The 12,624-nt window shown below is 70.3% G+C and carries 15 protein-coding genes; 8 read left to right on the top strand and 7 right to left on the bottom strand.

Going from position 1 to position 12,624, the window contains the following annotated elements; all coding sequences use genetic code 11:
• The first annotated feature begins 88 nt into the window (after positions 1–88).
• A complete protein-coding gene (locus KBA23_RS00915; protein WP_290735584.1) occupies positions 89–370 on the top strand; it encodes a BolA family transcriptional regulator in 282 nt (93 codons plus the stop codon).
• Between the two features lie 9 nt (positions 371–379).
• Here KBA23_RS00915 and KBA23_RS00910 read toward each other — a convergent pair whose 3' ends face one another.
• From KBA23_RS00910 to rsfS, 4 genes are all read right to left on the bottom strand, one after another.
• A complete protein-coding gene (locus KBA23_RS00910) occupies positions 380–814 on the bottom strand; it encodes a DUF4177 domain-containing protein (protein ID WP_290735581.1) in 435 nt (144 codons plus the stop codon).
• A gap of 17 nt (positions 815–831) precedes the next feature.
• Positions 832–2,316, bottom strand: a complete 1,485-nt coding sequence (gatB, locus tag KBA23_RS00905; protein ID WP_290735577.1) for an Asp-tRNA(Asn)/Glu-tRNA(Gln) amidotransferase subunit GatB — start codon at positions 2,314–2,316, stop codon at positions 832–834.
• Between the two features lie 66 nt (positions 2,317–2,382).
• Positions 2,383–2,853: a 23S rRNA (pseudouridine(1915)-N(3))-methyltransferase RlmH gene (gene rlmH, locus KBA23_RS00900; protein WP_290735573.1), complete on the bottom strand. Its 471-nt coding sequence runs from the start codon at positions 2,851–2,853 to the stop codon at positions 2,383–2,385.
• 22 nt (positions 2,854–2,875) lie between these two features.
• Positions 2,876–3,289, bottom strand: a complete 414-nt coding sequence (rsfS, locus tag KBA23_RS00895; protein ID WP_290735570.1) for a ribosome silencing factor — start codon at positions 3,287–3,289, stop codon at positions 2,876–2,878.
• Between the two features lie 271 nt (positions 3,290–3,560).
• Here rsfS and KBA23_RS00890 point away from each other — a divergent pair, with 271 nt between their 5' ends.
• From KBA23_RS00890 to KBA23_RS00870, 5 genes are all read left to right on the top strand, one after another.
• Complete coding sequence (locus KBA23_RS00890) at positions 3,561–4,772, top strand: alpha/beta fold hydrolase (protein ID WP_290735567.1); 1,212 nt, start codon at positions 3,561–3,563, stop codon at positions 4,770–4,772.
• A gap of 69 nt (positions 4,773–4,841) precedes the next feature.
• Positions 4,842–5,456 (top strand): 3-isopropylmalate dehydratase small subunit, encoded by a 615-nt coding sequence (gene leuD, locus KBA23_RS00885; protein ID WP_290735564.1) that lies wholly within the window; start codon positions 4,842–4,844, stop codon positions 5,454–5,456.
• Positions 5,457–5,503: 47 nt separating this feature from the next.
• Complete coding sequence (locus tag KBA23_RS00880; RefSeq protein ID WP_290735560.1) at positions 5,504–6,640, top strand: endonuclease/exonuclease/phosphatase family protein; 1,137 nt, start codon at positions 5,504–5,506, stop codon at positions 6,638–6,640.
• A gap of 96 nt (positions 6,641–6,736) precedes the next feature.
• The gene (gene leuB, locus KBA23_RS00875) at positions 6,737–7,849 is read left to right on the top strand and encodes a 3-isopropylmalate dehydrogenase (RefSeq protein ID WP_290735557.1); all 1,113 of its coding nucleotides are present in this window, start codon (positions 6,737–6,739) and stop codon (positions 7,847–7,849) included.
• Between the two features lie 10 nt (positions 7,850–7,859).
• The gene (locus KBA23_RS00870) at positions 7,860–8,894 is read left to right on the top strand and encodes a DMT family transporter (RefSeq protein WP_290735554.1); all 1,035 of its coding nucleotides are present in this window, start codon (positions 7,860–7,862) and stop codon (positions 8,892–8,894) included.
• A gap of 175 nt (positions 8,895–9,069) precedes the next feature.
• Here the strand turns inward: KBA23_RS00870 and KBA23_RS00865 are convergent, their stop codons facing one another.
• The 3 genes from KBA23_RS00865 to KBA23_RS00855 form a co-directional block, all read right to left on the bottom strand.
• Positions 9,070–9,552: a hypothetical protein gene (locus tag KBA23_RS00865; RefSeq protein ID WP_290735551.1), complete on the bottom strand. Its 483-nt coding sequence runs from the start codon at positions 9,550–9,552 to the stop codon at positions 9,070–9,072.
• Positions 9,552–9,782: a hypothetical protein gene (locus KBA23_RS00860; RefSeq protein WP_290735548.1), complete on the bottom strand. Its 231-nt coding sequence runs from the start codon at positions 9,780–9,782 to the stop codon at positions 9,552–9,554. Before KBA23_RS00860 ends, KBA23_RS00865 begins: the two co-directional genes overlap by 1 nt.
• A 125-nt stretch (positions 9,783–9,907) precedes the next feature.
• Entirely contained in the window at positions 9,908–10,579 is a 672-nt protein-coding gene (locus tag KBA23_RS00855) for a TMEM175 family protein (RefSeq protein WP_290735544.1), read from the bottom strand.
• Between the two features lie 170 nt (positions 10,580–10,749).
• Between KBA23_RS00855 and gshB the strand changes: the two genes are divergently transcribed.
• Both gshB and KBA23_RS00845 read left to right on the top strand, forming a co-directional pair.
• On the top strand, positions 10,750–11,694 hold the full coding sequence (gene gshB / locus KBA23_RS00850) for a glutathione synthase (RefSeq protein ID WP_290735539.1): 945 nt from the start codon (positions 10,750–10,752) through the stop codon (positions 11,692–11,694).
• The gene (locus KBA23_RS00845) at positions 11,691–12,584 is read left to right on the top strand and encodes an alpha/beta hydrolase fold domain-containing protein (protein WP_290735535.1); all 894 of its coding nucleotides are present in this window, start codon (positions 11,691–11,693) and stop codon (positions 12,582–12,584) included. The genes gshB and KBA23_RS00845 overlap by 4 nt, the downstream gene beginning before the upstream one ends.
• Positions 12,585–12,624 lie beyond the last annotated feature (40 nt).

Raw genomic sequence — 12,624 nt, 5'->3', positions numbered from 1 at the left:
GCCTTTCGACTCGTCTGTTCGACTCGGGGCGTATCAGTCTAGTCTTTTGCGCGGGCGGGCCAAGACCCGCGCGAGGCAGGGGAGAGCGATGCAAGCGCCGCCATACTCGACGAGATCGGTCTACGAGAAGCTGTCGGAGGAGTTCGCTCCCGTGTCCCTGGACGTGATCGACGAGAGCGAACAGCACCGCGGTCACGGCGGCTGGCGCGAAGGCGGCCACACGCACTACCGAGTCGTCATGCGGTGCGCCGCCTTCGACGGCAAGACCCGGATCGAGCGATCCCGGGCCGTCCACGCCGCCCTTCGGGACGAACTGGCCTCCGGCCTTCACGCGCTGGCTCTCGAGCTTTCGGGGGAGAGGGACGCCTAGGGTGTGCTCCTAATCTGCCGGTCCGATCCGGGGCGTCTGCCGCAGCGGCGGCGTCGGGGCCGATGGCGACGGTTCCGCGATCCGCGGCTCGCGGCGCAGCGGCGAGGCCGCGGCGGCGGGAACCGGCCGGTCGACCGTGCCGAGGCGCGGACCCGGGGGCGTCTCGACCATCCCCGCCTCCACCCGCGCCGCGGCGAGCCTCGGCTCGGCGCTGGTCCGGGCGCGCCGGAAGATCAGCACCGTCTCGACCGTCTCCGAACCGCGGCGGAACCAGCCGCCGCCCTCGATCGCCGGCAGCGACTCGGCGCGGACGTACTCCCAGCCCTCGCGCGCGGCGACGTTGATGGCCTCCGCGAGCGTTGCGGCGAATGCCTCGGCGGACTTCATGCCCTTCATCTTCTTCGGCCGGCGTGGGGCCGGAGCGACCTTGTATTCGTATGTCATTCGACCCCTCTCCGCTTTCAGTCGAGGCCGAGTCGCGCCTTGACCAGATCATTGACGGCCTGCGGATTCGCCTTGCCGCCGGTCGCCTTCATCACTTGTCCGACGAACCACCCCGCCATCGAGGGCTTGGCCTTCGCCGCAGCCACCTTGTCCGGGTTCGCCGCGATCACCTCGTCCACCGCGGCCGAGATCGCGCCGGTGTCCGTCACCTGCTTCAGGCCGCGTGCGGCCACGATCTCCGCCGGGTCGCCGCCTTCTGTCCACAGGATCTCGAAGACATCCTTGCCAATCTTGCCGGAGATCTCGCCCGTTCCGATCAGATCGAGCAACCCGCCGAGCTGAGCCGGCGAGATCGGACTCGTCTCGATGGTCCGGCCTTCCTTGTTCAGGCGGCCGAAGAGCTCGTTGATGACCCAGTTCGCCGCCTGCTTGCCGTCGCGGCCCTTCGCGACCGCCTCGAAGAAATCGGCGGACGTTACCTCGGCCGTCAGCACGCCCGCGTCGTACTCCGTCATGCCGTAGTCCATGACGAACCGGGCCTTCTTCGCGTCCGGCAGCTCCGGCAACCCGGCGGCGATCGCGTCGACCCAGGCCCGATCGAGTTCCAGCGGCAGGAGGTCCGGGTCGGGGAAATAGCGGTAGTCGTGCGCCTCCTCCTTGGAGCGCATCGACCGGGTCTCACCCCGGTTCGGATCGTAGAGCCGGGTTTCCTGCTCCACCGTCCCGCCGTCCTCGAGGATGGCGATCTGCCGGCGGGCCTCGTACTCGATCGCCTGCTGGATGAACCGCATCGAGTTCATGTTCTTGATCTCGCAGCGCGTGCCAAGCTCGGTCGAGCCCTTGGGCCGGACCGAAAGGTTGACGTCGGCCCGGAGCGAGCCTTCCTGCATGTTGCCGTCGCAGGTGCCGAGATAGCGCAGGATCTGGCGCAGCTTGCGGACGTATTCCGCCGCCTCCTCTGGGCCGCGGATGTCGGGGCGCGAGACGATCTCCATCAGCGCGACGCCGGTCCGGTTGAGATCCACGAGCGTCGCCTCCGGATCGAGGTCGTGGATCGACTTGCCGGCGTCCTGCTCCAGGTGGATGCGCTCCACCCGCACTTTGCGGGCGACGCCCGGCGCCATGTCCACCAGCACCTCGCCCTCGCCGACGATCGGATGATAGAGCTGGCTGATCTGGTAGCCCTGCGGCAGGTCGGGGTAGAAGTAGTTCTTGCGGTCGAAGCGCGAAAAGAGGTTGACCTTCGCCTTGAGGCCGAGGCCGGTGCGAACGGCCTGCTCGATGCAGAAGGCGTTGAGGACCGGCAGCATCCCGGGCATCGCCGCGTCGACCAGCGACACGTTCGTGTTCGGCTCGGAGCCAAAGGCGGTCGAGGCGCCGGAGAACAGCTTGGCCCGCGACGTCACCTGGGCGTGGACCTCGAGCCCGATCACCAGCTCCCAGTCGCCCCTCGCGCCGGCGACGATCTTTGGCTCCGGCTCCTTGTAGGCGAGTTCGGCCATGCTTGTCCCGCAGCGGAATCCTGAAAACCCCGGAGACTTATCCGTCGGAGGCCACCGCGGCAAGGATCAGGCGCGATGATAGGGCGAGCCGGCCAGGATCGTGGCGGCCCGGTAGAGCTGCTCGGCGAGCATCACGCGGGCGAGGAGGTGCGGCCAGACCATGCGTCCAAAGGAGATCGACACGCCGGCGCAGCTGCGCAGACCGGGGTCGAGGCCATCGGCTCCGCCGATGGCGAAAGCAACGGACGGCGTTCCGTCGTCGGCCCAGCGGCGCAGCATCCGCGCGAACTCCACCGAGGTCGGGTTGGCGCCGCGTTCGTCGAGCGCGACGAGCAGCGCGCCCTTCGGGATGGCGGCAGCGATCAGCGCCGCCTCGGCCTCGATCCCGCCGCCGCGACGATCGTCGACCTCGAGAACGCTGGCGGGCCCCATGCCCAGTGGCCGACCGGTCCGGTCGAAGCGGGCGAGGTAGTCGGCGACGAGCGCGGCTTCCGGCCCGGCGCGCAGGCGCCCGACCGCGACGATCGCCACCTTCACCCCTGCCGACCCGGCGCGGTGGTCAGGACGTTCCGGCAGGCCGCGGCCGCGGTGCGGTCTCGGGCGCCCACATCTTCTCGAGCTGGTAGAAGTCGCGCACCTCGGGCCGGAACACGTGCACGATGACGTCGCCCGCGTCGATGAGCACCCAGTCTCCGAGATCCTTGCCCTCCATGCGCACAAGCGTGCCATGGTCGGACTTGAGACGGTCGGCGAGCTTTTCGGAGATCGCCGAAACCTGGCGGGAAGAGCGGCCGGTCGCGATGACCATGTGATCGGCCATCTCGGATTTGCCGGCCAGCGGGATGACAATGACATCCTCGGCCTTGTCGCCATCGAGCGAGGCGAGGATTGCGGACAGGAGCGTACTCCCGTCGATCAGCCCCGCGCGCCGCGAAATTGCCTCCGCCGGGGCGGCGGCCGGAGCCGCCGGCATGTGTTGGGTCAGGTGTCGTCTCCTCCATTGGCGCGCGCCGTCGGCCCGGCGCCGGCTCTTCGAATGTAGGCGAGGCGCTCCTTCGTCTCAAGCGCGGGTATGGTGAACGCGACCGTTTCACAAAGGTTTCACAAGTTTCACCGCAAAGGTCGGCCCGCCCTGCTTCCCCCGACCGGCGCGCCGTGGCTCGGGAGAGGCCGATTGTCGGCCGCCGCCCCGCCGGCCTAGACTGACCCGCGCCGGCATCGCCGGCGCCGAGCCGGAGACGACGATGGGCCTCTTGTTCCGAAACGACCTTCATGACGAGTTCGGTCTCATGCCTCTTGCCTACGCGCCCTGGGGCGGGGCTGAGTTCGGCGAGGTCCGCGCGGTCGCTGCGGCCGTCGGCGACGGCGACGATGCGGCCTTCTGCGACGCCTGGGTCGCCGCCGGCGACCGGGCCGCCGCCGAGGGCGAGTCGGCGCTCGCCGCTGGTCACGTCGCCAGCGCCCGCGCGGCGATCCTGCGCGCCGCCTGCTTCTACGCCTCGTCCTACCGCCCGCTCTTCGGGTTCCCGGTCGATCCGCGGCTCCTCGCCGCCTACCGCCGCCAGATCGCCGCCTTCGACCGCGGTCTTGGGCTAGGCGACCACCCGGTCGCCTCGACGCCGATCCCGTTCGGGGGCGCCGCGATGCCCGCCTACCTCATCCCCGCCGAGGGCCGCGAGACCGAGGTCCGGCCGCTCCTGATCCTGACCAACGGCTATGACGCCACCGTCACCGACATGTATTTCGCCTCCGCCGTCGCGGCCGCGCGACGCGGCTATCACGTCCTCGCGTTCGACGGGCCCGGCCAGGGCGGCATGCTCTACGAGCAGGGCATGCCGATGCGCACGGACTGGGAGACCGTCGTCGCCGCCGCCGTCGACTTCGCCCTCGCGCAGCCGATCGTCGATCCCGACCGCATCGCACTGTCCGGCTGGAGCCTCGGCGGCCACCTCGCGCTGCGCGCCGCCGCCGGCGAGCCTCGCCTCGCCGCGGTGATCGCCGACCCCGGCCTCTGGGGCATCGCCGGGCCGCTTCGCGCGATGGCCACGCATATGGGCATGTCGGCGCAGGACGTGGACGCCATCCTCGGCGGCGACGCCGTCCTCGCGCCGCGCATCGGCGAAGCCCTCGTCGGCCGGTCGCGCCGGATGCGCTGGAGCATCGTGCAGCGCGCCTTCTGGGTCCACGGCGTCAGCGATTTCCCCTCCTACTTCCGGGCGATCTCGGCCTTCACCCTCGACGGCCGCGCCGATGCGATCCGCTGCCCCGCACTGATATGCGCCGCCGAGAGCGATCCGCTGAGCGGCTCCGCGCAGCAGGTCATCGACGCGCTGACCTGCCCGAAGACGTTGCTGCGCTTCACCGCCGCCGAGGGCGCCGGCGACCATTGCGAGATGGGCGCGCGGTCGCTCCTGAACCGCCGCATCCTCGACTGGCTCGATCAGACCCTCGCGTGAGAGCGGGCAGGCGGGATGGACTCGTTGCGCGCGCCGGCGCATAAGGCCGCGGTCGAAACGGAGGCTCCGATGGACAAGTTCAACAAGCTCGAGGGCGTGGCCGCGCCGCTGCCGCTGATCAACGTCGACACCGACATGATCATCCCCAAGCAGTTCCTGAAGACCATCGCGCGCACCGGTCTCGGCAAGAGCCTGTTCTTCGAGATGCGCTACGACGACCAGGGCGCCGAGATCCCCGATTTCGTGCTGAACCGCCCGGCATACCGGAACGCAAAGATCCTTGTCGCCGGCGACAACTTCGGCTGCGGCTCGTCGCGCGAGCATGCGCCCTGGGCGCTGCTCGACTTCGGCATCCGCTGCGTGATCTCGACGAGCTTCGCCGACATCTTCTACAACAACTGCTTCAAGAACGGCATCCTGCCCATCGTCGTCTCGCCCGAGATCCTCGAGAAGCTGATGGACGACGCCGAGCGCGGCGCCAACGCCACCCTCAGCATCGACCTCGAGAGCCAGACCATCAAGGGCCCGGACGGCGGCACGGCTTCCTTCGACGTCGACCCCTTCCGCAAGCACTGCCTGCTGAACGGCCTCGACGACATCGGCCTGACCATGGAAAAGGCGGCCGACATCGACGCCTACGAGGCCCGGCAGCGCGCCGCGACCCCCTGGCTCGCCGCGAGCTGACCCCGGGCTTAACCGCGGCTTAACGACCGGGCGGCCAGAGTCGCCCGGTGCGCCGCCTCATCCTTCTTCTCGCCCTTTTCCTAGCAGCGCCCGCCGGCGCGGAGACGCTGCGTGTGGCGACCTACAACGTCGATCTCTCACGCGACGGACCGGGGCTTCTCCTCCAGGAGCTGCTCGCGGAGCCGGGGCCGAAGGCCCGAGCCGCCATCGCCGCGATCCGGGCGGCACGGCCGGATGTCCTCGTCCTCCAGCAGTTCGACCACGACCTTCGCGGCTTCGCGCTCGATGCTTTTGTCGCCTGCCTCGCGGACGGGCCGCAGGGCGTCGACTATCCCCACCGCTTCGCGCCGCCGGTCAACGCCGGCGTCCCCTCGGGCCGGGATCTCGACGGCGACGGCAAGGCGACGGGCTGGGGCGACGGCCACGGTTGGGGCAAGTTCCCCGGCCACGGCGGCATCGCCATCCTGTCGCGGCTGCCAATCGAGGCGGCCCGCACCTTTCGCGCTTTCCCGTGGCAAGCCCTCCCCGACGCGCGTCTCCCCGCCCGCGCCGACGCGAAGCCGTTCCTGCCGCCGGAGGCCCGTCTGTCGTCGCGCGCGCACTGGGACGTGCCGGTGATGCTCCCCGACGGCAGCCGCTTCCACGTTCTCACCGCGCATCCGACGCCGCCGCTCTTCGACGGGCCGGAAGGCCGCAACCGCCTGCGCAACGCCGACGAGATCCGCTTCTGGTCGCTCTATCTCGATGGCGTGGCGTTTGCCGATGACGCCGGCCGGGTGGCGCCCGCGACGGCGGAGCCCGTCGTGCTCCTCGCTGACCTGAACCTCGACCCCTTCGACGGCGCCGGCGAGCATGCGGCGATCCGCGCTCTCCTTGCCCACCCCCGCCTGCAGGATCCCGAACCCTCCAGCGATCGCGCGTCGAAGGCCGCGGTTGAACAAGGGGGCGCCAACGCCGGCCAGTCCGGCCCGCCGGCGCTCGACACGGCCGACTGGCGCGACGCCCCCGGACCGGGCAACCTCCGGGTCGACTACGTCCTGCCCGACGCCTCGCTCCGCGTCCTGGCCGCCGGCGTCGACTGGCCGGAGATCCCGCCCGGCGCGCCGCCCGAGGACACCCCGGCGCATGGTCTCGTCTGGGCCGACATCCAGATCGGCCCGCTACCCCACGCTGCCCTGCGCTAGAGCCCGCGGCGCGCCCCGCTGGAGCGGCCTTTTCGCGCGGCTTGACCCGCGTCGCGCCCGGGGCTAGGCCCCGGACAAAACCGCGAGGATCCTCCCTTGACCCACCGCAGCCTCCTCATCCTGCCCGGCGACGGGATCGGCCCCGAAGTCATGCGCGAGGTGCGCCGCATCGTCGACTGGATGGGCGAGAAGCGCGGCCTCGTCTTCGACGTCGAGGAGGATCTCGTCGGCGGCTGCGCCTACGACGCCCACGGCGCCGCCATCTCCGACGCCACCATGGCGCGCGCGCTCGAGGTCGACGCCGTCATGCTCGGCGCCGTCGGCGGACCGAAATGGGACGGGGTGCCCTACGACGTCCGGCCCGAGGCGGGCCTCCTGCGCCTGCGCAAGGACATGGAGCTCTTCGCGAACCTGCGCCCGGCCAAGTGCTTCGACGCGCTCGCCGATTTCTCCTCGCTCAAGCGGGAGCTGGTCGAGGGGCTCGACATCCTCATCGTCCGCGAGCTGACCGGGGGCGTGTACTTCGGCGAACCGAAGACGATCACCGACCTCGGCGACGGCCAGAAGCGTGCCATCGACACGCAGGTCTACGACACGTTCGAGATCGAACGCATCGCCGCCGTCGCCTTCGAACTCGCCCGCGTCCGCGCCAACCGCGTCTGCTCGATGGAGAAGCGCAACGTGATGAAGTCGGGCGTCCTCTGGAACGAGGTCGTCACCGCCACCCACAAGGCCCGCTTCGCGGACGTCGAGCTCAGCCACATGCTCGCCGACGCCGGCGGGATGCAGCTCGTCCGGGCGCCCAAGCAGTTCGACGTCATCGTCACCGACAACCTCTTCGGCGACATGCTCTCCGACGTCGCCGCCATGCTGACCGGCTCGCTCGGGATGCTGCCCTCCGCCTCACTGGGCGCGCCCGACCCGAAGACCGGCCGACGCCGCGCCATGTACGAGCCCGTCCACGGCTCGGCGCCTGACATCGCCGGAAAGACGCTGGCGAACCCGATCGCCTGCATCCTCAGCTTCGCCATGGCGCTGCGCTACTCCTTCGAGGCGGGCGCGGAGGCTGACCGGCTCGAGGCAGCGGTCGAGCGGGTGCTGACGGACGGCGTGCGCACCCCCGACATCATGGGCGATTCCGGCGGTACGCCGGCCGACACGCGCCAGATGGGCGACGCGATCCTCGCCGCCCTCGACGCCAGCATGTGACGCCGACGCGATGAGGGCCCCGGCGGCCCCCCGCAGCGTCAACGCCAGGGGCGCGCTCTATGCGCTCGCCTCCTTCGCGATCTACTCGACCCACGACGTCGTGGTGAAGTTCCTCGGCGGCGCGTATTCGCCGTTCCAGATCGTGTTCTTCTCCACGCTCTTCGGCTTCCCGATCGTCGCGGTCATGCTGATGCGCGACCGCGAGGAGGCGAACCTGCGCCCGCGCCGGCCCCTCTGGACAGGCCTGCGCACCGCCTCGGCGATGGTGACCACCACCTGCGCCTTCTATGCCTTCTCGGTGCTGCCCATGGCGCAGACCTATGCGATCATCTTCGCGGCGCCGCTGCTCATCACCATCCTCGCCATCCCGGTGCTCGGCGAGACCGTGGGCTGGCGGCGCGGCCTCGCCGTGCTCGCCGGCCTCGCCGGCGTCATCGTCGTCCTCCAGCCGGGGGACACGGCCTTCACGGCCGGCCACCTCGCGGCGCTGGCGGCGGCGGTCTTCTCGGCCTTCGCCGCCGTGATCATCCGCAAGATCGGCGGCGAGGAGCGCAGCGCCGTCCTGCTCCTCTATCCGATGATGGCGAACTTCCTCGTCATGGCCTGCGCCCTGCCCTTCGTCTATCGGCCGATGCCGGCGCTGCATCTCGGCGGCATGGCGATGATCGCCGCGCTCGGCTTCTGCGGCGCCATGTGCCTCATCGCCGCCTATCGCCGAGGACGCGCCGTCGTCGTCGCGCCGATGCAATACTCCCAGATCCTCTGGGCCGCGCTTTACGGCGCGGTTTTCTTCCACGAGACGCCGGACCGCAACACCGCCATCGGCGCCGCGATCATCATCGCCTCGGGCCTCTTCGTCGTGCTGCGGGAGGAGCGGCCCAACGTCTCGCGAAACCGGCCGGTGTTGCAGACGATGACCCGTTACGTCGCCGGAACCTACCCGCGCATCGGAACGCTCCTGCGGCTTTCCGGAACCGAGCGCCCGCAGGATCCAGAGCCGACGCGAAGTGACGGCGGATCTCATACCAACGGCCCGGGTTCCTGACTCCCTGACTCAGCATCGAAGCCTTCTCGAATCCCTAAAAAGTGGCAAGGCTGATTCCAGCCGGCTTCCAGCCGCATTCCAGCCAGATAAAACCACGCATTTTCAGCCCCTTGCCTCGCTCCGCCCGGGCCCGCGGCGCTTTGCGCATCTCACCGGGAATCGCAGGCCGTGGCTCTCAGCGGCGGCGCGGCCGGCGCGTCGTCGCGTCGTCGTCGGCATGGCCCCGGCGGTCGTCCCGACGACGACGCCGCCGAAACAGCGTGACGGCGGTCAGGAGCCCGGCCGCCGCAGCCAGGAGGCCCCCGCCCCCCCGGATCGCGGTCGGCGCGGCGCTGAGGAGCGCCGCCTGCACCATCCGCTGGTCGCGTTCCTGCTGCCGCGCCAGCAACTCGGCGTGACGACGCGCTTCCGCACGCATCAGAAGCAACACGATCACCGTCCCCAACGCCGAGAGACCGGCCATGACGCCCAGCGCCTCGAGCGTGCCGATGCGTCGCGCCAGCGCCACCGTCACGAGGACGAGCAGAAAGACGAGCGTCGACAGCCCGAACGCCGCGAGCAGCGCGATATGGCTGGCGCGGGCGCGCGCATGGTCGCCGTAAAGGTGCAGGCGCCGGCTCGCCGCCGCCTGCAGAAGGCGCAGCGCCTGCCAGAGCATCAGCGCCGCAGGATCAGGCCGAGCACGAACCCGGCGAGTGCGGCGATGCCGAGACTCCGCCAAGGGTTGGCGCGGGCCTCGGCGGCGATGTCCTCCTCGTACCGCTTCAGTTCGGCGCCAAGGTCGCCAGCGAGGGACTTCGCCCGCTCCACCGCGGCGACCTCGGTCGATTTCAGCCGGTCGCCCAGCGCACGCACCTCGGCCTTCAGGGCCGTGAGTTCCTCGGACAACGCGTCTCCTCCACTCGTTTCGGTTCCGGCCGGGGTCTCGGCATCTTCGCTCTTGGTTCGTGTCGCCATGTCCTGCTTCTCCGTCCGTATCGCTTGCCCATGAGCTAGCAGTCCGGACGAGGACGTCAATTCACCTCGTCCGAGCCGGGATGGCGAAATTCGTCCGGCACCCGGCGGTGCATCAGCGCGCCGAGCGGGATCAGCACCAGCCAGGAGAGGAGCGCGAGCGTCGTGCCGATGGCCGCGAGCGGCACCGAGAGCAGCATGATCAGCACCGGAACGCCGGCGGCGAGATAGCCGAAGCGAACCGCCTCGGGCGACAGCTCCCGGCGCATGTGACCACGCCGGACCGCGATGGCGTACATGATCACTTCGAGCCCGCTGATGATCGCCATGCAGATCGCGAAGATTGCGAAGGCTATGGGGTTGCTCTCGTGCTCGCTTATCATCGCGACCGCATAGGGCATGAAGGCGACGAATGCGAGGTAGACGAGGTTGATGGAGATGAGCGTGCGGTCGACGCTGCGCAGGGTAGCGAAAAAATCGTGGTGCGCGAGCCAGTACCGCCCGAGAAGCAGGAACCCGAGGAAGAAGCCGAAGATGTGCGTCCAGGTCTCGAGGATCGCGTCGATCAGGATCAGCGGATCGGAGGTCACGATATCGGGGGGCGTGAGCTCGACGACGAGCAGCGTCATCGCGATCGCATAGACCGCGTCGGAGAAGAACGACACGCGATCGAACTCGAGGCCCGGGCCTTCGCGGCGGTAGCTGCCGCGCGGCGGGGGCGGCCGATTCATCCCGCGAGCCGCGCCTCCGGGTTCGGGGGTCAAGGGTCTCTCCGACGTCGCAACGCGACCGAGCCTGTCACGGAATCTCCGTCGCGTCACCTCGTGCGTTGCGCGGACGCGCTTGCGCCTGCGGGGCGGGTCGGCCATGACTGCCGCCGCCAGAACCGCGGAGCGCGCCCATGGGCCTGAACGTCGCCGTCCAGATGGACCCGATCGCCACGATCAACATCGCCGCCGACTCGACCTTCCGCCTGATGGAGGAGGCTCAGGCGCGTGGGCACCGCCTCTTCTATTACACCCCCGACCGGCTCGCTCTCGACGAGGGGCGCGTGACCGCGCGGGGCTGGCCGGTCGAAGTGCGCCGGGTCAGGGGCGATCACTATACGCTCGGCGAGGAAACCGTGGTCGATCTCGCCGGCTTCGACGTGGTCTGGCTGCGCCAGGATCCGCCCTTCGACATGGGCTACATCACCACGACGCATCTGCTCGACATGCTCGCGCCGGGGACGCTGGTGGTCAACGACCCGTTCTGGGTGCGGAACTACCCCGAGAAGCTTCTGGTGCTGGGTTTCCCCGACCTGACGCCGCCCACCATGATCGCCCGCGATCTCGCCACCCTCAAGGCGTTCAAGGCGCGTCACGGCGACATCATCCTGAAGCCGCTCTATGGCAACGGCGGCGCGGGCGTGTTCCGCCTCGACTCGAACGACCGCAACTTCACCGCGCTCTGGGAGGTTTTCGCCGGGATCAACCGCGAGCCGCTGATCGCGCAGAAGTTCCTCCCCGCCGTCTCCGCCGGCGACAAGCGCGTGATCCTTGTCGACGGCGAGCCGGTCGGCGCCATCAACCGCATGCCCGCCGACGGGGAAACCCGTTCCAACATGCACGCGGGCGGCACGCCGATGCAGGTCGGCCTGACCGAGCGCGACCGCGAGATCTGCGCCCGCATCGGCCCGCTCCTGCGCGAGAAGGGCCAGATCTTCGTCGGCATCGACGTGATCGGCGACTGGCTGACCGAGATCAACGTAACCTCGCCCACCGGCATCCAGGAACTCGAGCGCTTCGACGGGACAAACGTCGCGGCGCTGATCTGGGAGGCGATCGAGCGCCGCCGCCGGGGATGAGCCTGCGGCTTCTCGCCGTCGACCTGATCCTCCGCCTGCGCGAGAAGCGCTACCTTGCCCGCGAGACCGACTTTCCTCGCGCCCGCGCGCGCATGGAGCGCGAGGCCGCGATCTTTCCCCTCCCCGCCGGGGCCTTGCCCCGCGAAGCGTCGCTCGGCCGGACGCCTGCTCTGCGGGTGGACGCGATCGCGGGCGAACGCGTGCTGTTCTGGCTGCACGGCGGCGCCTATTGCCTCGGCTCGCCTCGCACTCATGTCGCAATGGTCGCGACGCTTGCGCGCGGCGCCGGCGCGGCCGCGGCGCTTCCAGACTACCGCCTCGCGCCGGAGCACCCGTTTCCCGCCGCGCTCGAGGACGCCGCAGCGGCCTGGGCGGCGCTCCTCGCATCCGGCGCGGCGCCGAACCGGATCGCGCTCGGCGGCGACAGCGCCGGCGGCGGTCTCGCCTTCGCGCTCCTCCATCGCCTGCTCTCCGAAGGCGGTCCGCTACCGGCCGCGGTCGTCGCCTTCAGCCCGTGGGTGGATCTGACCCAGACCGCGCCGTCCCTGCGCGCCCTGGCGCGGCGGGACGCGCTGATCCCGGTGCGCCGCTTCGCCGAGATCCGCGATCAGTATCTCGGCGCGGCCGATCCGCGCGACCCGCGCGCCTCGCCGGTCTTTGGCAGCTTCGCCGGCGGCCCGCCGGCGTTTATCCAGTCGAGCCGCGCCGAGGTCCTGCGCGACGACGCGCGGGCGCTCGCGGCCCGCCTCGCGGTCGACGGCGTCGCGGTCACCCACGACGAATGGGCCCGCACGCCGCATGTCTGGCAGATGTACCACGGCTTCCTGCCCGAGGCCGACAAGGCGCTCGGGCGCGCCGCCGCCTTCCTCACCTCGGCCTTCACCCGCTGAGCCAAGGACGGGGAGACGGCGCCGCTGGCGCGACGGTGCA

This window comes from Amaricoccus sp. (genome assembly GCF_017995835.1).
GTDB lineage: Bacteria > Pseudomonadota > Alphaproteobacteria > Rhodobacterales > Rhodobacteraceae > Amaricoccus.
The sequence above is the reverse complement of the archived record's forward strand: the minus strand, read 5'-3'. Positions and strand labels throughout refer to the sequence as shown.